Source organism: Dyella marensis, from assembly GCF_900112865.1.
Classification (GTDB): Bacteria; Pseudomonadota; Gammaproteobacteria; order Xanthomonadales; family Rhodanobacteraceae; genus Dyella_D; species Dyella_D marensis_A.
Genome location: NZ_FONH01000021.1, coordinates 32382 through 49573, shown reverse-complemented (window position 1 = coordinate 49573; position 17192 = coordinate 32382). Strand labels below are relative to the sequence as shown.

Genomic DNA, 17192 nt, shown 5'->3' with positions numbered 1-17192 from the left:
GGGCGGGCGCATCGTCACTGGCGGATGCGCCCCTGCCCTTCGTTGTCCCAGTAGCCGAAGATTCTCCGCGCCACCAGCTTGTACAGCCGCTTGAAGGTGGCGCGCCACAGCCGCGCATGCGGCGCCGGCGTGGCGAGGATGGCGCGCTGGCGCGCGCTCAATGCGTCCGCACAGTAGGTGCGCTTGTGCTTGAGCAGATGGCGCAGGTCCTCGCGCGCCAGCAGGCGGAACAATGCGCCGCGCCGGCCGCGGGTCCAGGCGATCTGGAAATCCACCAGCGCGGGACGACCGTCCTCGCGCACCAGCCAGTTCGGCTCCTTGGCCAGGTCGTTGTGCACGATGCCGCGGCGATGCAGCGCCGCGAGCAGGCGCAGGGCCTGGCGGTAATAGGCGCGATCGCGCGGCTGCGCCTGCTGCATCGGCGCGCCGGCGATATAGCCGCGCAGCAGTTCCCTGCCGTCCCAGCGCAGCAGCGCCGGCACGCCGTCGAGCCCCGCCAGCCTGGCCAGCGCGCGTGCCTCCCGCGCCGCGGCGCGGCGCGCGAAGGCGCGCGCCCACCAGCGGGCCGCGCCGACGTCGCGGCGGATCACCGCCACGCCATCGCGGCGCGTGATTTCGATGCGGCCCAGTTCGTCGGCCTTGAGCAGAAGGGTGTCGTCGGTGCTGTTCACGTGGCTTCCCGCAGGCGGCGGCTTAGGTACACTCGCCCGCCATGCCGCAACGGCCTATTGTGGCCGATTCGCCACCGACACGCGCCGGGAGCTCACGTTCATGGACATCGCCCTCTACGTGCTCGCCGCCCTGCTGATGATCGGCGGCCTCGCCGGCAACATCCTGCCCGCGCTGCCGGGCATCCCGATGATCTTCGGCGGCATCTGGCTGGCCGCGGCGGTGGACCAGTACCGGCATCTGGGCACCGGCTGGCTGCTGGCGATCGGCGCACTGGGCGCGTTCGGCGTGCTGGTCGATTTCATGGCCGGGGTGCTGGGCGCCAAGCGGGTCGGCGCGAGCAAGGCCGCGCTGTGGGGTGCCTCGCTGGGCACCGTGATCGGCATGTTCTTCAGTATCCCCGGGCTGATCCTGGGGCCATTCGTCGGTGCGCTCGCGGGCGAGCTGGCCTCCGGCAACAGCGTGCTGCGTTCGGCCCATGTCGGCGTCGGCACCTGGCTTGGCCTGCTGTTCGGCACCCTGGTCAAGCTGGTGATCTCGCTGCTGATGATCGGCATGTTCGGCTTCGCCATGCTGTTCGGCTGAACCTTCGCTGCGCCGTTCGGCACAGGCATACAACCTGCCGGCCATCTAGGCTGGCGCGACCCATCCAGGAAACCCATCCATGTCCAAACGTCTCGCCTTCGTGATCACCGCCGCGCTGGCGGCGGCCGGCTCCGCCCACGCCCAGAGCAAGTCGCCCGAATGGATCGAACGCAGCAACACCGACGCCAAGGTGCTGCTCGACACGATGGCGCGCTTCTCGCCCGAGTTCGCCTCGGAAGTCGGCCTGGCCGGCTACGACGACAAGGTCGCCGACCTCAAGCCCGGCATCGACGAGCGCTCGCGCGCCGCGCTGCTGGAGGTCAAGGGCAAGCTGCAGAAGCTGCTGGTCGCCGAGAAGGACGCCAACGTGCGGCAGGACCTGCAGATCATGCTCAAGACCGTCGACGAGCAGATCGAAGGCATCGACCTCAATCGCCAGTACATGCTGCCGGTGCAGGACGTGGCGCAGCTGATCTTCAACGGCGAGTTCGTGCTGCTGAAGGACGACGTCGATCCCAAGCGCCGCGCGCTCGCGCTCCACCGCCTGCAGTGCTACGTGGGCAAGGCGCCGGGCTGCGAATCGATCGCCGCGCTGGCCAAGGCGCGCACCACCGAACGGTTGAGCAACAAGTCGCTGCTGGGTCCGTACAAGGGCGAGATCGAGCAGAAGCTGGCCAATACCCAGCGCTACGCCGACGGCATCCGCCAGCTGTTCGCCAAGTACAAGCTGGACACGCCCGAGGGCAAGGCGGCGCTGGACGCACTGGACAGCCAGCTGAAGGACTACGACGCCTGGGTGCGCAGCACCGTCATGCCGCGCACGCGCGCCGACTTCCGCCTGCCGGAGCCGGTGTACGCCTATAACCTCAAGCAGGTCGGCATCGACATCCCGCCGCAGCAGCTGATCAAGCAGGCGGAGCTCGAATTCGTCGAACTGCGCCAGGCCATGCAGATGATGGCGCCGGTGGTGGCCAAGGCCGAGAACATCCAGGCCACCGACTACCGCGACGTGATGAAGGCGCTGAAAAAACAGCAGCTGACCCGGGACCAGGTGATGCCCTGGTATCACGAGGTGATCGGCAAGATCGAGGAGATCATCCGGCGCGAGCGCATCGTCACCCTGCCCGAGCGCAAGATGGCCATCCGCATGGCGTCGGACGCCGAGGCCGCGGCCGTGCCGGCGCCGCACATGGATCCGCCGCCCTTCATCGGCAACAAGGGCGAACAGGGCACCTTCGTGCTGACCATGGGCAACCCTTCCGCCAAGGCGGGCAGTTCCGACGCCTATGACGACTTCACCTACAAGGCCGCCGCGTGGACGCTGACCGCGCATGAGGGACGTCCCGGCCACGAACTGCAGTTCGCGGCGATGGTCGAGCGCGGCGTCTCGCTGGCGCGCAGCCTGTTCGCCTTCAACAGCGTCAACGTCGAAGGCTGGGCGCTGTATGCGGAAGCCGAGACGCTGCCGTACGAGCCGCCGGCCGGCCAGTTCGGCGCGCTGCAGGCGCGCATGCTGCGCGCGGCGCGTGCATACCTGGATCCGATGCTCAACCTGGGCCTGATCACGCGCGAACGCGCGCACGACATCCTCACCCACGAGGTGGGTCTGTCCGAGGCGATGGCGCGGCAGGAACTGGACCGCTACACCTTCAACAGCCCCGGCCAGGCCACCGCGTATTTCTATGGCTACATGCGCCTGCAGCAGCTGCGCCTGGAGACCGAGCTGGCGCTGGGCTCGCGCTTCGACCGCAAGGCCTTCAACGATTTCGTGATCGGCCAGGGCCTGCTGCCGCCGGAACAGCTGGCCGAAGCGGTGCGCACGCAGTTCATTCCGCAGTACGACAAGAAGCATTGATGCATGCCGCCCGCGAGGGCGGCGCGCTTCACCTCAAGGCCGGCGCTTGCGCGCCGGCTTTTTTTGCGGCGCGTGCAGGCTGCGTTCCAGCCACTGGGCGAACGCGGGCGTGTCGTGCGTGAGTGCGGAGGGAAGCACCAGATACTGGCGGCTGGGCTTGGAGCCCGCGTAGGGAACGAAGGGCTTGACGCCCGCGGTGCCGAGCAGCTTCGTGTAGTCGTCCGGCCCGAGCTTCAGCGCCAGGCCCGCGGCGCCGATCCATGCGCAGGGTCGCTCCGAGAGATACGCCATCAGGCCGCCGAACATCGGCTGGAAACGCAGCTCGTGCGCCAGGCCCAGATGCGTGGCGGCATCTTCGAGATCCCGGCGGGCGGCGTCCGTCGCGGCGTTCACGCCACGGGCGCGGGAATGACGTAGAGCAGCACGGCCAGGTAATGCAGCACGCTGCCGGCGAGCACGAAGAAATGCCACACCGTGTGGTGATACGGCATGCGCCGCGCCAGATAGAACGGCACGCCCGCGGTATACGCCACGCCGCCGGCGATCAGCAGCACCATGCCGCCGGTTTCCAGGTGCGCGCTCAAGGGCTTGAACGCGATCATGCCGACCCAGCCCATCGCCACGTACAGCAGCACGGCGAGCTTGCGCGAATGCTTGAGCAGGCCCAGCTCCAGCGCGCTGCCGGCGATCGCCAGCGCCCAGATCGCGCCGAACAGGCTCCAGCCCCACGCGCCCGGCAGGGCGATCAGGGTGAACGGCGTATAGGTGCCGGCGATGAGCAGGAAGATCGCGATGTGATCCAGCGTGCGCAGCACGCGCTTGGGCAATTCGCCGGGGATCGCGTGGTACAGCGTGGAAGCCGTGTAGCACAGGATCAGGCTGGTGCCGAACACCGCGCTGGCCACCACGGCGCGCGCGTCGCCGAGCATCGCCGCATACGCGACCAGGGTCGCCAGGCCGGCGATGCTGAGCAGGATGCCGATGCCGTGGAGCACGCTGCTGGCGACTTCGTCGCCGAAGGCATAGCGCGGGACGGCGGCGCTGGGCGAGACCGACATGGGGTGTTCCTCGGGAGCGGAGATGCGCCGGCTGGCACTCCCACGCACCTTACCCGCGCCGGAAGCCCTTGCATACTCCCGCGCACGGTAAGTGCGTACTGCATGCGCCGAAGCGCTATTCGATGATGAAGGCGCCGAAGGCGATGCCGATGTTCCAGCCTTCGCCGGTGCCGCTGAGCGCCAGCGAGACATTGCCCTTGGTCAGCACCTGCGCCGCGGCGGACTTCTCCGCGCCGGCATGGACCTGGGCGTTGGCGTAATGCCCCTTGATCTCGCCGATGCCGCCGACCCCGGTGAACTTGCCCACGCCGTGGGTGATCCTGGTCTTGCCGAAGGTGAGGCCGCCGCCCTTGACGCGGATGCGCACGGCCATGCTCTGCCCGTTGTCGCAATGGACGGTGCCGCTGCCGGAGGCCGTCTGGTAGAACACCGACCAGCCGGAGACCTGGAAGTCCATCCGGCAGGACACGTCGGCCGCCTTTGCGGGCGCCGGCAGCGCGCCGAAGATCGCGGCCGCCAGTACGGCGCAGCCAAGCCAGGTCTTCCCCATGACGTTCTCCTCGAACCTTTCTTCTTCTGCCCCACCCGGAGCCAGTCCGGGACACGCGATTGTGTGGCCTCTCGCATGAACGGCCGTGAATGGCATATTCACGCCTATTGAACGCCGTGCAAAGCCGCCCGGGCGCAATCTCCGTCGTCCGGGCATCTCCCCCTCTCTCCCCCGATGCCCGGCTCATTGAGCCCCGCCCCTCTGTGCGGGGCCTTTTTTTGTCCGGCGTCAAACCGTATCGACACCCGCGGGGTAAGCTGGGGCGAGACTGGCGAAGGAGTGGCTCCATGCCTAGCACCGATCTGCTGCTGTACCTCCAGGAAACCGATCTGCACAGTCCCGGCCCGCGCGCCGCGGCGGCCCTGGCGGCGAGATTGGGAGCAAGGCTGGACGGGCTCTACGTGGCCGACCTGCCGGCCGCCGCCTTCAGCCTGCCGGAGGCCGTGCCGGTCCAGCTGGAGGAAACCCGCCGCCGCTGCGTGGAGGCCGAGGAACATGGCGCGGAGTGGCAGCGCCTGCTCGCCTCGCGCGGGCTTACCGGCCAGTGGCGCGTGGCCCAGGGCGATACCGTGCAGACGGTCTGCCAGGCCGCCGCCGGCTACGACTACCTGGTGATGGAGCGCAGCCAGCAGCGCAGCGATGCGCCGGTCGGCTTCGGCACCGTGTCGCGCTGCGTATTCGGCAGCGACCGGCCGGTGCTGGTGGTGCCGGACATCGCCCAGGTCGGCGATACCCTCGGCGCACGCGCGCTGGTGGGTTGGAACGGCAGCCGCGAATCCGCCCTGGCCCTGGCCGCGGCCGCGCCGCTGCTGCAGAAGGCCGACGAAGTGCTGCTGCTCGACGGCAGCGAGATGTATGCCGATTCCATCGCCGTGCTGCCGCCGCCCGGACTGGCCGACTGGCTGGAACGCCACGGCATCCGCGCGCGCATCCAGACCCTGGACGCCGGCCCCACTCACGCCGCCGGCACGCTGATCCTCGACGCGGCCCACGCTTTCCGCGCGGACCTGCTGGTGATGGGCGCCTGGAGCCGTTCGCGCCTGGCCCAGATGGTGCTGGGCGGCACCACCCGCCACCTCTTCATGCATGGCGACCTGCCCATGCTGGTGGCGCACTGAAAAATTCGGGGAAGGCGACGGCGGGAGGGAACGTCGGGAGCGTACTCCCGTCCGGACGTCCATACACCTACTTGCGCAGGCGCTTCTGACCGGCATAGTCTGAACGCGCGTTCAGGCACGATCCCTCTGCGTCCCCACGCAGCGTGTCCCGGCCGCGTCCAAACCACATCGTCCCGTCAGGAGGTCGCTCATGCCGTCCGCAAGCCTGGCTGTCGCTCATCGTCCGTCGCACGCCCATCCCGACAAGGTCCGCATTGCCGCGCTCAGTGCGGCGATCGCGCTCAATATCGCCGCGTTAATGCTCGTCATGCGGCCTATGGCGCCGCAGGTCGCCGAAACGCTCCAGCAGACCAAGCAGGTGGTGATCAATTGGATCACCCCGCTGCCGAAACCGCCGGAGCCACCGCCGATCGAAATGCAGGCAGTGCCCAAGGCGCCTCCATCCGTTCCCCACACGTTGCCGAGGGCTACTCCGCCAGCCGCGGTTCCCACCGACCAGGGGAGCATCGCCGCCCCACCTGCTATCCCGACACCGGCGATCGAACCCGCGGTCCAGGCAATGCCCGTGGCGGACCCGGCGCCGATCGAAGCGACACTCGCCTATCGCGCCGCGCCGCTTACCTTCCCGGCGATGGCGATCCGCCGCAAATTGCACGGCACCGTGATGCTGCGCGTGCTGGTCGATACGGAAGGCAAGCCCACCCAGGTGGTGATCGAGAAGACCAGCGGCTCCGACTTGCTCGACAAGAGCGCGCGCGACCAGGTGCTGGCCAACTGGCGCTTCCAGCCGGCGACCTCGCAAGGACATGCGGTGCCGGCGTGGGCGCGCGTGCCGGTGAGCTTCGAACTGCGCGAACTGTGAGATCCCGCGGCACCGGATAGAACCGTCAAACGGGGCCGGCCGACCGTGCCGTTCGCACCAGCGGACCGGCCGGCCCCTCACGGCAACTCAGTGCACCGGCTTGGTCACCGCAGGCGCGGGACGCGCCGCGCGGACCACCAGCCAGATCAATCCGGCGATCATCAGCGCCGGCAGCAAGGCCGGCAGCAGCGAGAGCAGGACGATCGGTGCGATGGCCACCAGGACCACGCCGGCAATCAAGAACCCGAGCAAGGCGCCCAGCACGCTGAATACGCCACCCACGATGGCGAAGGTGAACTTGAAGACCAGGCCGATCAGCGAACCGAGCAGCCAAAGACCAAGCACCGCCATCACGATCACGCTTAGCACGAACATGTGGTTCCTCCTGGTGGCCTTCATCCATCCGGCCACGCTTGCAGCATGCACCCGCAAGTCCTTGCCGCGCATGGCGCAGAAGTCATACGGGACATAAGTCACAGCGCGTCGCGCGACGGCGCAGGGGTTACAGGTCCTTAACGGTGCCCATGGTCCACTGCCGCCCGGTTCCAACCGAGCTCCATCGGATGAAGCATTCCATGCACACCCTCAAGGCGCTGCGTGACATCGCGTTCGACCTCGGCGTCGGCGAGCATCCCGACCTCGCCGCCATGGCGCGCGAACTGGGCCGCGTGGTCCATCGCGACGGCGCCGCACTCAACGAAGCACTGCACGAACTGCGCACGCGTGAGCGCGGCTTCGAACGCTGGCTGCTCGCCGCGCGCGGCCGCAAGCCCGGCATCAGCCTGCTGGTGATGGCGTGGCCGGCCAACCATGCCACGCCCGTGCACGATCACGGTGGCCTGTGGGGACTGGAACTGGCCCTGCACGGCGCGCTGGAAGTCCAGGCCTGGTCGCGCGACGCGGCCAGCGGCGAACTGAGCCTCAGGGGCCAGGACTGGCTGGGCCCCGGCGACGCCACCTGGTTCGACGCCGACGCCGGCTATGCGCACCGCTGCCGCAATCTGTCGCGGCACGACACGGCGCTTACGCTTCACGTCTACGGCGGCGATCTGGCAAAGTACCTCGCGTATGAGCGCAGCGCCGAGGGCGACCAGTGGCTCGCCCGGCCGCAACGTGCCGCGATCACCGGCCGGCTGAGCGCCTGAGCGCTCCCCTTCTTCGGGCCGGATTTCACAAAGGAGTGGCATGTATCGACGGGTCGCCATCATCGGCGGCGGCGCGGCGGCGGCGACGCTGCTGAGCGAGCTGCTGGATCGCCAGCCGGCGCAGCCGTTGCATCTGGACTGGTTCACCGGCGGCGGTGCGCCCGGCCGCGGCGTGGCCTATGGCACGCGCTCGGAACGGCACCTGCTGAACGTGCGCGCGGCGTCGATGAGCATGTTCGCCAGCCAGCCGCGCGGCTTCCTCGATTTCGCGCAGCGCGGCGACCGCAGCATCGCCGGCACCGACTTCCTGCCGCGCCGCCTCTACGGCGATTACCTCGAAGCGGAAGTCGAACGCGCACTCGAACGCGCCAGGTCGCTCGGCCACGACGTGCATGTGGTTCCGTTCAAGGTCGACGGACTGGTGCCGGAGAACGACGGCGTCACCATCCTGCATGGCGAGGAAACCACGCGCGTCGACGCTGCCGTGCTCGCACTCGGCGCGTTGCCGCCGCAGCCGCTGAGCGGCGTGAGCGAGTCGGCGATCGCCAGCGGGCGCTACGTGGTCGATCCATGGTCGTTCCTGGCCAAGGCGAAACCCGATCCGACGCCGCGCAAGGTCGTGCTGGTCGGCCTGGGCCTGACCGCGGTCGACGTGGTGCTGGAGCTGGCCTCGCTGTGGCCCAATGCCAGCTTCACCGCGATCTCGCGCCACGGCCTGCTGCCGGAAGCGCACCTGGCCTCGGCCACCGCGCCGAGCGACGACAGCGCCGACCTGATCGAAGCCATGCAGGCCGCGCCCGACCTGCGCAGCTGGCTGCGCCTGCTGCGCGACGCCATCGCGCACAGCGAGGACTGGCGCGTGGTGATCGACAGCATGCGGCCGCACACACCCGCACTGTGGCAGGCGCTGCCGCGCGAGGAACGCTCCCGCTTCCTGCGCCACGCGCGCTGGGCATGGGAACGCGCGCGCCATCGCATGGCGCCGCAGGTGATGAAGCAGATGCAGGAGCTGGAACGCGCCGGCCGCTTCCATCGCGAACGCGCGCGCCTGCATGCGGCCGACGTGGAAGGCGATCACCTGCACCTGAGCATCACGCCGACCGGCAGCAGCACGCCGCAGGCGCTGGACACCGACCTGGTGATCCAGACCATCGGCCTCAACACCGACGTGCGCCGCACCGGCCACAGCCTGGTGCGCCAGCTCGCCACCAACGGCCACATCACACCCGACCCGCTGGGCCTGGGCTGCAACGCCACGCCGGAAGGCCGCCTGCAGCACGACGGCAGCACCTGGCCGCACCTCTACGCGATGGGCAGCCTGCTGCGCGGCACGTTCTGGGAATCGACCGCGATGCCGGAGATCCGGCAGCAGGCGCGGCAGATGGCGGATCGGTTGCTGGCGGGCTGACGGGAACGCAGCGTAAGCGGAACGGCGGCCAGAATGGCCGTCATTCCGGCGCAGGCCGGAATCCAGTGGCGACGTCGTTTGACTGTCGCGCTATATCGCCCTGGTTTCCCTCGCTAAAGAGCGCCGATGAAGCGACACGCAACAATCACACGGTATCGCCACTGGATCCCGGCCTGCGCCGGGATGACGATCACCACCCGCCCAGCACCACCTTGCCGATCGCGCCGCCGCTCTCCACATGCTCATGCGCCCGGCGCAAGTTCGCCGCATCGATCGACCCGAAGTGCTCGCGCAAGGTCGTGCGCAACACCCCCGCATCGACCAGGTCCGCCACTTCGTTGAGCAACTGGTGCTGCGCCTTCATGTCCTCGGTCTGGAACAGCGGCCGGGTGAACATGAACTCCCAATGCAGCGACAAGCTGCGGCGCTTGAGCAGGCCGATGTCGAGCGCGCCGTCCGGATCGTCGATCAGGCCGAACTTGCCCTGCGGCTTGAGCAGCTCGACCAGCACCGGATAGTGCTGTTCGGTATGCGTAAGGCTGAGCACATAGTCCACGCCCTGCGGCGCCACCGCCAGCACCTGTGCCTTCAGGTCGCCGCGATGGTCGACCACATGATGCGCACCCAGCTCGCGCACCCACGCCTGCGTCTGCGGCCGCGACGCCGTGCCGATCACCTGGAGATTGGTCAGCCGCCGCGCCAGCTGCACCGCCATCGAGCCGACGCCGCCGGCCGCACCGACGATCAGCACCGCGCCGGTGCGCGCCGCATTGCCGCGCGGGATGGCGAAGCGATCGAACAGCAGCTCCCACGCGGTGATGGTGGTGAGCGGCATCGCCGCGGCCTGGAACATGTCCAGCGTGGCCGGCTTGCGGCCGGCGATGCGCTCGTCGACCAGCTGCAGTTCGGCATTGCTGCCGGGACGGTCCAGCGCGCCGGCGTAGTAGACGTGATCGCCGGGCTTGAACAGCGTGACTTCGCCGCCCACCGCCACTACCGTGCCGGCCGCATCCCAACCCAGCACCTTGTCCGCGCCCTGCGGATCGACGCGGCGGCGGATCTTGGTATCGACCGGATTGACCGACACCGCTTCCACGCGCACCAGCAGGTCGCGGCCGCCGGGCACGGGTTCCGGCAGGCTCACGTCGAGCAGGCTTTCGCCATCGGTGATGGGCAGCGAGCGGCGATAGGCGACAGCTTTCATGGCGACTCCAGATAACGGAAAGACAGGGCGGAAAGAGCAGGGCCGACTCAGGGGATGATCCTGCGCCGGCGGAAATCGTCAAACAGTGACGTGAACATCTCGCGCGTGTCCACGTACTCGTGGAAGCCGAAACGCCGCGCCTTGGAACCGTCGCCGAACATGTCGTAGTCCCAGGAGAACACGAAGTCGGCGAAGCGCCAGGACGATACGTCCGCATACGGGTGCGGCTCCAGTGCATGCCGCGCCTGCATGGCGCGCCACAGCGGCTCCTTGTCGGCCATCACGCTGTCCAGCGACAGCGGCAGCGGCGGCGCGGTTTCCAGTTCGAAATAGCCGGCGATGAACGGCCACATCTCGCTCCAGCGGAACAGGTCGCCATTGTTGATGTTGAACGCCTGGTTGGCGCAGCGCGCGTCGGTGGCGGCCCACACGGTGGCGCGGGCGAGCAGGCCCGCGTCGGTCATTTCCAGCAGGCGGTCACAGGCGCCGGGCTTGCCGGGGAAGCGCAGCGGCACGCCAAGCTCCTTCGACATCGACGCATACACCGCGATCGCCAGCGCCAGGTTCATCGGATTGCCCAGCGCGAAGCCGCCGACCACCGAGGGGCGGATCGCCGTCCAGCTCCATGCCTTGCCGTGCTGGCGAGCTTCGAGCAGGCGCTGCTGGTCGTGCATGAATTCCGGCGGCATGAAATGCGCGTCGGTCTCGCGCGCCGGCGTCTTGAACGGGCCGAGATGGCCGCCGTAGACCTTGTAGCCCTGCATCAGGCTCACGTGCTGCAAGTCCTGCGCGACCGGTTCGAGCGCATCGAGCACGTGGCGCAGCATCGCCAGGTTCGGCGGCACCAGTTCGGCCCAGCTCGGGCGGTCCTGGTAGGCGGCGTAGAACACGTGGGTGACATCGCCGAGCGGCGCAAGCTTGGCGCGCGCGTCTTCGGCGTCGAGCAGGTCGACGGCGATGTGGCGCACGCGTTCGTCGTCCACGCCGCCGCGGCGCGAAAGTCCGATCACCCCCCAATCGTCCAGCGTGCGCAGGTGATCGATCAGGTTGCGGCCGATCACGCCCTGCGCGCCGACCACCAGCGCGGTCTTGAGCTTCGTGTGCATGGGAGTTCCTTCGAAAGACAGATCAGGCATTGGCCGTGCAGACGGCCGACGTGGCGCGGCGTCGTTCCAGCGCCATGCTCCACACCGTGACCAGCAGGCCCAGCGCGGTCACCGCCGCACCGGCCAGACCCAGCGCCGGCAGGCCCGGCCCGCGATCGATCACCGCGCCGCCGATAAACGCGCCGATCGCATTGCCCAGATTGAATGCGGCGATGTTCAAGGTCGACGCCAGGTGCGGCCCCTCCACCGCCTGCTGCACCACGCGCATCTGCAGCGGCGGCACGGTGGCGAACGCGGCCACGCCCCATACGAATACGGTGGCGATGGCGGCGACGGTGCCATGCATGGTCCAGGTGAAGCCGACCAGGATCAGCGTCAGCGCGACAAGGATCGCCACCAGCGACGGCATCAGCCGCCAGTCGGCCAGGCGCCCGCCAAGCAGGTTGCCCAGCGTGGTGCCGGCGCCGAACAGCACCAGCACCCAGCCGGTGGCGCCGACGCTGACATGCGACTGCGTCTGCAGGATCGGCGCGATATAGGTGAACACGGTGAACACGCCGCCGAAGCCGAGCACGGTCATCGCCAGCGCCAGCAGCACCTGCGGCTGGCGCAGCACGGCCATCTCGCGGCGCATGTCCGGCGCGTGCAGCTCCGGCAGCGGCGGCACCAGGCGCCATACGCCGAGCGCGGCGACCGCGCCCAGCACGGTCACCGCGCCGAAAGTGGAACGCCAGCCCGCCCACTGGCCCAGGAAGGTGCCGAACGGCACGCCCAGCACATTGGCCAGGGTCAGGCCGGCGAACATCAGCGCGATGGCGCGGGCGCCCTGCCCGCGCGGCACCACATGCGCGGCCACCACCGCGCCGATGCCGAAGAACGAGCCATGGCAGAACGCCGCCACCACACGCGCCAGCATCAGCACCGCGTAGTTCGGCGCGACCGCGCACAGCGCATTGCCGGCGATGAACAGGCCCAGCAGCGCCAGCAGGGCGTTGCGGCGCTCCATCCGGGCAGTCAGCGCCGCCAGCAGCGGCGCGCCGGCGGCCACGCCCAGCGCGTAGCCGGAGACCAGCAGGCCGGCCGAGGGAATGCTCACCTTGAGGTCCGCCGCCACCTCCGGCAGCAGGCCCATGATCACGAACTCGGTGGTGCCGATGGCGAAGGCGGCCACCGCGAGGGCCAGCAGCGCGGCGCGGGAGTGGTCGGGGGAAGTCATGCACAGGCCTCGGGAAAGGGAGGCGGCACTGTGCTACTTGCCGGAACGGACGGGAATTGCCGAAACTGCGCAATCATCTTTTCCGGAATATTGAAGATGGTCGAACTCGAGGACATGCGGCTGTTCGTGCGCGCGGTCAGCTCCGGCAGCCTGTCCGCCGCCGGCCGCGAGCTGAGCCTGTCGCCCGCCGTGGCCAGCAAGCGCCTGTCCCGGCTGGAGCAGGCACTGGGCGTGCGGCTGCTCCAGCGCAGCTCGCGCCGGCTCGCCCTCACCGGCGAGGGCAACTGCTACTACGAGCGCTGCGTGGGCATCCTGGCCGACCTGGACGACGCCAACGCCGCCGTGCGGCTGGGCCAGCAGGAAGTGCGCGGCGCCCTGCATGTCTCCACCGCGCTGGACCTGGGCCGCCAGTACGTCGGCCCGCTGGCGGCGCAGTTCGCCGCGCAGCATCCGGCGCTGCAGATGCGCATCAGCGCCTCCGACGGCATGCTGGACCTGTTCGAACACGGCGTGGACGTGGCCGTGCGCAGCGGCGCCATGGCCGATTCGCGGCTGGTCTCGCGCCGTGTCGCGCTCAACTATCGCGTGATATGCGCGGCGCCTTCCTATCTGGAACAGCACGGCCGGCCCACGGACACCGCCGACCTCGCCAACCACGCCTGCCTGATGCTGCACCGCCCCGGCCGCGGCATCCTGCCGTGGATGCTGCAGACGCCCGAAGGCCCGCGCCCGCTGCGCCTGGACGCCTCGCTCACCACCGACAGCGGCGACCTGATGCGCGAGCTGGCCATCGCCGGCCACGGGCTCGCCTTCAAGTCGATCTGGGATATCGCCGCCGACGTGCGCGCCGGACGGCTGCTGCCGGTGCTGACCGATTGCGCCATCCAGGAAGCGCACATCTATGCGATCTATCCCAGCCGCGACTATCTGCCCGCGCGCATCCGGCTGTTCGTCGATCACCTGCAGGCCAGCATGCAGGCGCAGGAGGCGGGGGTGCTGGAGTTGATCCGGGCGGCTGCCGGATGAGGGTATGGGTGGAGTGGTGCACATCACCCTTGCGCTCCGCCCGTACCCTCACCCCCACCCCTCTCTCCCACGGGGACTACCTTCGGGTCGCCGGAGGGAGAGGGGCTCTACGTTGCGCTGCGCACAGACGGTTATTCCTCAACCTCCAAGATGGAACCCTTCTCCCTCCGGGAGCACGCGGGGAGGGCACAGGGATGTGCCCGGCTTTGAGGAGCGAGGAAGGTGGCGGCGGCCGGATGAGGGTACGGGCGGAGCGGTGCGCATCACTGTTCCGCTCCGCCCGTACCCTCACCCCCACCCCTCTCCCAGAGAGAGAGGGGCTTTACGTTGCGCTGCGCACAGACGGTTATTCCTCAGCCTCCAAGATGGAACCCTTCTCCCTCCGGGAGAAGGTGGCGGCAGCCGGATGAGGGTGCGGGCGGAGCAATGCACATCACTCTTGCGCTCCGCACGTACCCTCACCCCAACCCCTCTCCCAGCGGGAGAGGGGCTTTCGCAACGTCGCGGACAGGGCTTACGTTATGGTCCACCCATGCCCCGACAACTCATCCTGCTCTGCCTCCTGCTGATCGCCGCCCTGCCCATGCACGCCGCGCCACGCTTCACCCAACGCCACCTCGTGGTGGATGGACGGCTATACGGTTACCAGGTGTTCGTCCCCGACGGATGGACCGCCGCACACGCCTGGCCGGTAGTGCTGTTCCTGCACGGCAGCGGCGAGCGCGGCGACGACAACCGCAAGCAGCTGAGCCAGGGCCTGCCGCCGTGGCTGGCGGCGCACGGCGCGGAGTTTCCCGCCGTGGTGGTGATGCCGCAGGCGCACGAGGGCGAGTACTGGAGCGGACGCGCCGAACGCGCGGCGCTGCGCGCATTGCAGGCGAGCATCGACGAATTCCACGGGGACACCCAGCGCATCTATCTCACCGGCTTGTCGATGGGCGGCTATGGCGCGTGGCAGATGGCGGTCGACCATCCCGGCCTGTTCGCCGCGGCAGCCATCGTCTGCGGCGGCGTGCGCCCGCTGCCCGACGATCCGCCGCCGGCGCCGGACCTGGCGGTCGAAGGCGTGCCGGCGCGGGTCGATCCCTACGGCTGGGTCGCCGATCGCATCAGGCTGCCGGTGTGGATCTTCCACGGCGGCGCCGACGAGGTGGTACCCACCGCCGAATCGCGCGCCATGCACGCAGCGCTGCAGGCACGCGGTCGCGAAGTCAGGTACAGCGAATTTCCCGGCGTAAACCACGGCTCCTGGGTACCGGCCTATGCCACGCCCGAGCTATGGCCCTGGATGTTCTCGCACCGGCTGGCGCAGGCGCCGCGCTGAGGGGCCGGCCTCAGCCTTGCGTGTCTTTCTCGTCGTGCTTGCGCCGCAGCAGCAGGCGCGACAGGAACACGCCCGCCGCCACGCCGAGGAACTCGAAGAAGATGCGCGTGCCCAGGCCGTCGAAATCGTGCACCTCGGCCAGCTTCACCTTGAGGAACTGGATCGATTCCACGCGCCCGTAGTTGAAATACACCATGTCCCACAGGTCGCCGCTGGCGGTCAGCAGCAAGGCCATCAGGCTGGACCAGCCGGTGCGCAGGCCATGGCCCCAGTCGTTGCGGTTGCCGATCCAGTTGAACAGCGCGTACAGCAGGAATCCGGCCACGGCCGAGATGGCGCCGGCCTCCAGGCCACCGACAATCCCGTAGCCCATCCACGATTGGTCGTAGTGCATCTGTATCCCGCTGTTCCGCGTACTCGTTCGCGCATTATGCCTGCAACGCGGTCATTTCCTCCGGATGTGACGCAGTGCCGATCGGCGCCATCGAGCCATCGGCCCGACGCCCACCGCGTCACACCTCAGGCCGCGGCGGTGAGGCTAGACTCAGTCACCGAGACACCCTGCCGCGACACCCCCATGCGCTACCCCATCAGCCAACGAGCCGCCCTCATCGTCGTGGACGTGCAGCCGGATTTCATGCCCGGCGGCAGCCTTGCCTGCCACGAAGGCGACGCCATCGTGCCGGGCATCCGCCGCCTGCTGGACAGCCGCGCGTTCCGCCACGTGGTCGCCACGCAGGACTGGCATCCGCGCGGGCATGTCTCCTTCGCCAGCAGCCATCCAGGCCGCGCGCCGTTCCAGCGCATCCCGTTGTACGGCCATGCGCAGACCCTGTGGCCCGAGCACTGCGTGCAGGACACGCCCGGCGCCGCGCTGCACCCGGCCATCGACTGGGCCAGGCTGGACAAGGTCGTGCGCAAGGGCTGCGACCCCCGGGTCGATTCCTACAGCGGTTTCCGCGAGAACTTCGGCCCCAACGGCACGCGCCCCAGCACCGAACTGGCCGACTGGCTGCGCTCGCGCGGCGTGGACGAGGTCTACGTCTGCGGCCTGGCACGCGACGTCTGCGTGCTGTGGACGGCGCAGGACGCGGCCGCGCTGGGCTTCAAGTCGCGCGTGCTGTGGGACCTGACGCGCCCGGTCACGCCGGAGAGCGACCTGGCCTCGCGCACCAAGTTCGACCAGATGGGCGTGGACGTGGTCGAGACGCTGCCGATCGCGGCCTGAGCCTCAGGCGTCGTCCTCGCGCGCGGTGCGCACCTCGGGTACGCCATCCTCGTCCAGCGTCACGCTGAGCACGATCGGACGGCAGCACACCTGGCAATCCTCCACATAGGTCTGGCCGTCGACCGAGTCGTCGACCAGGATCTCGATCGCTTCGCCGCAGTACGGGCAGTAGATGAGGGCCGATTCCATGGCGCGACCTTAGCGCGATGCGCGTCTACGCGTCGCCTTCCTGGCCGGGCAGCCACTGCGCCGGCGTCACGATCGCGAACAGGCCGTCGCGCAGGGTGCGCCGGCCCAGGCGCAGCACTTCCTTGTCCTTGCTCAGCAGCCAGCCCGCGCCAGCGGCAAGGGCGAGCTCGAGGAACTTCTGGTCGTCCGGATCGGCGCAGCGCGGCAGCCGGACTTGCGCCGGCATGGCCCAGGCATCCGCCGGGCAGCGGATCCAGCGATCGTATCCCGCCAGGGCCGCCAGCTGGGCCGCCTGCTCCAGCGCCAGCTGCGGATAGCCCAGCACGCGGCGCCATTCCTCGCGGCAGGCGGCATCGGTCACCGCCTCCACGCGGCCCTCGGCGAGCGCATGCGCCAACCGCGCTACCGCCGGATCGCGGAACACGAACAGGTCGAGACAGACATTGGTGTCCAGCACCACGCGGTACGAAGCGCCGCGCGCGCCGGGCGCAGAAGCGGACATGCGGGGCAGCGGCTGGCCTGGAGAGGCGGCACGGTAGCGTGGATCCGGCAGGCTGTCGAACCGGCGCGTGCGGTATTCGGGCAACGGATCCGCGTCCGGCGCTGGTTCTTGTCAACGCTTCGTGGAATCCTGCGTTGGTCGCTGCTC

Annotated in this window: 20 protein-coding genes; 9 read left to right on the top strand and 11 right to left on the bottom strand. The window is 69.1% G+C overall.

What is annotated here, in order from left to right:
- Nucleotides 1-14: 14 nt before the first annotated feature.
- Nucleotides 15-671 (bottom strand): RIO1 family regulatory kinase/ATPase domain-containing protein, encoded by a 657-nt coding sequence (locus tag BM172_RS19155; RefSeq protein WP_026635774.1) that lies wholly within the window; start codon nt 669-671, stop codon nt 15-17.
- A 100-nt stretch (nt 672-771) separates the two neighbouring features.
- Between BM172_RS19155 and BM172_RS19150 the strand changes: the two genes are divergently transcribed.
- The gene (locus BM172_RS19150) at nt 772-1254 is read left to right on the top strand and encodes a DUF456 domain-containing protein (RefSeq protein ID WP_026635773.1); all 483 of its coding nucleotides are present in this window, start codon (nt 772-774) and stop codon (nt 1252-1254) included.
- Between the two features lie 79 nt (nt 1255-1333).
- Nucleotides 1334-3109: a DUF885 domain-containing protein gene (locus BM172_RS19145; protein ID WP_026635772.1), complete on the top strand. Its 1776-nt coding sequence runs from the start codon at nt 1334-1336 to the stop codon at nt 3107-3109.
- A gap of 33 nt (nt 3110-3142) precedes the next feature.
- Here BM172_RS19145 and BM172_RS19140 read toward each other — a convergent pair whose 3' ends face one another.
- The 3 genes from BM172_RS19140 to BM172_RS19130 all read right to left on the bottom strand — a co-directional run bounded on the left by BM172_RS19140 (nt 3143) and on the right by BM172_RS19130 (nt 4717).
- A complete protein-coding gene (locus BM172_RS19140; RefSeq protein ID WP_026635771.1) occupies nt 3143-3502 on the bottom strand; it encodes a TfoX/Sxy family protein in 360 nt (119 codons plus the stop codon).
- Nucleotides 3499-4167: a PAQR family membrane homeostasis protein TrhA gene (gene trhA / locus BM172_RS19135; RefSeq protein WP_026635770.1), complete on the bottom strand. Its 669-nt coding sequence runs from the start codon at nt 4165-4167 to the stop codon at nt 3499-3501. The genes BM172_RS19140 and trhA overlap by 4 nt, the downstream gene beginning before the upstream one ends.
- 115 nt (nt 4168-4282) lie before the next feature.
- A complete protein-coding gene (locus BM172_RS19130; RefSeq protein ID WP_026635769.1) occupies nt 4283-4717 on the bottom strand; it encodes a hypothetical protein in 435 nt (144 codons plus the stop codon).
- Between the two features lie 287 nt (nt 4718-5004).
- Here BM172_RS19130 and BM172_RS19125 point away from each other — a divergent pair, with 287 nt between their 5' ends.
- Nucleotides 5005-5835 carry a universal stress protein gene (locus BM172_RS19125; protein ID WP_026635768.1) on the top strand — a complete coding sequence of 277 codons (831 nt, stop codon included), beginning with the start codon at nt 5005-5007 and terminating at the stop codon, nt 5833-5835.
- A gap of 190 nt (nt 5836-6025) precedes the next feature.
- Nucleotides 6026-6697 carry an energy transducer TonB gene (locus tag BM172_RS22895; RefSeq protein WP_026635767.1) on the top strand — a complete coding sequence of 224 codons (672 nt, stop codon included), beginning with the start codon at nt 6026-6028 and terminating at the stop codon, nt 6695-6697.
- Between the two features lie 87 nt (nt 6698-6784).
- On the opposite strand, the gene BM172_RS19115 is transcribed toward BM172_RS22895, so the two are convergent.
- Entirely contained in the window at nt 6785-7072 is a 288-nt protein-coding gene (locus tag BM172_RS19115) for a hypothetical protein (protein ID WP_035323584.1), read from the bottom strand.
- Nucleotides 7073-7272: 200 nt separating this feature from the next.
- Here BM172_RS19115 and BM172_RS19110 point away from each other — a divergent pair, with 200 nt between their 5' ends.
- Together BM172_RS19110 and BM172_RS19105 are read left to right on the top strand one after the other, a co-directional pair.
- Entirely contained in the window at nt 7273-7842 is a 570-nt protein-coding gene (locus BM172_RS19110; RefSeq protein ID WP_231504213.1) for a cysteine dioxygenase, read from the top strand.
- A gap of 40 nt (nt 7843-7882) precedes the next feature.
- Entirely contained in the window at nt 7883-9250 is a 1368-nt protein-coding gene (locus BM172_RS19105; protein ID WP_026635764.1) for an FAD/NAD(P)-binding protein, read from the top strand.
- Nucleotides 9251-9440: 190 nt separating this feature from the next.
- Here BM172_RS19105 and BM172_RS19100 read toward each other — a convergent pair whose 3' ends face one another.
- Genes BM172_RS19100 through BM172_RS19090 form a run of 3 tightly spaced genes read right to left on the bottom strand, consistent with a single transcriptional unit; the run spans nt 9441 to nt 12776 of the window.
- Entirely contained in the window at nt 9441-10454 is a 1014-nt protein-coding gene (locus BM172_RS19100) for a zinc-binding alcohol dehydrogenase family protein (protein ID WP_026635763.1), read from the bottom strand.
- 47 nt (nt 10455-10501) lie between these two features.
- The gene (locus BM172_RS19095; protein ID WP_026635762.1) at nt 10502-11560 is read right to left on the bottom strand and encodes an SDR family oxidoreductase; all 1059 of its coding nucleotides are present in this window, start codon (nt 11558-11560) and stop codon (nt 10502-10504) included.
- A gap of 22 nt (nt 11561-11582) precedes the next feature.
- Nucleotides 11583-12776 carry an MFS transporter gene (locus BM172_RS19090; RefSeq protein ID WP_026635761.1) on the bottom strand — a complete coding sequence of 398 codons (1194 nt, stop codon included), beginning with the start codon at nt 12774-12776 and terminating at the stop codon, nt 11583-11585.
- A 96-nt stretch (nt 12777-12872) separates the two neighbouring features.
- Here BM172_RS19090 and BM172_RS19085 point away from each other — a divergent pair, with 96 nt between their 5' ends.
- Nucleotides 12873-13802 (top strand): LysR family transcriptional regulator, encoded by a 930-nt coding sequence (locus BM172_RS19085; protein WP_051548828.1) that lies wholly within the window; start codon nt 12873-12875, stop codon nt 13800-13802.
- 532 nt (nt 13803-14334) lie between these two features.
- A complete protein-coding gene (locus BM172_RS19080; protein WP_026635760.1) occupies nt 14335-15126 on the top strand; it encodes a carboxylesterase family protein in 792 nt (263 codons plus the stop codon).
- A gap of 10 nt (nt 15127-15136) precedes the next feature.
- Here the strand turns inward: BM172_RS19080 and BM172_RS19075 are convergent, their stop codons facing one another.
- Nucleotides 15137-15520: a hypothetical protein gene (locus tag BM172_RS19075; protein ID WP_035323582.1), complete on the bottom strand. Its 384-nt coding sequence runs from the start codon at nt 15518-15520 to the stop codon at nt 15137-15139.
- Nucleotides 15521-15703: 183 nt separating this feature from the next.
- Between BM172_RS19075 and pncA the strand changes: the two genes are divergently transcribed.
- A complete protein-coding gene (gene pncA / locus BM172_RS19070) occupies nt 15704-16354 on the top strand; it encodes a bifunctional nicotinamidase/pyrazinamidase (protein WP_026635759.1) in 651 nt (216 codons plus the stop codon).
- A gap of 3 nt (nt 16355-16357) precedes the next feature.
- Here the strand turns inward: pncA and BM172_RS19065 are convergent, their stop codons facing one another.
- Together BM172_RS19065 and BM172_RS19060 are read right to left on the bottom strand one after the other, a co-directional pair.
- Nucleotides 16358-16543, bottom strand: a complete 186-nt coding sequence (locus BM172_RS19065) for a CPXCG motif-containing cysteine-rich protein (RefSeq protein ID WP_026635758.1) — start codon at nt 16541-16543, stop codon at nt 16358-16360.
- Between the two features lie 25 nt (nt 16544-16568).
- On the bottom strand, nt 16569-17045 hold the full coding sequence (locus BM172_RS19060) for a PIN domain-containing protein (RefSeq protein WP_026635757.1): 477 nt from the start codon (nt 17043-17045) through the stop codon (nt 16569-16571).
- Between the last annotated feature and the right edge of the window lie 147 nt (nt 17046-17192).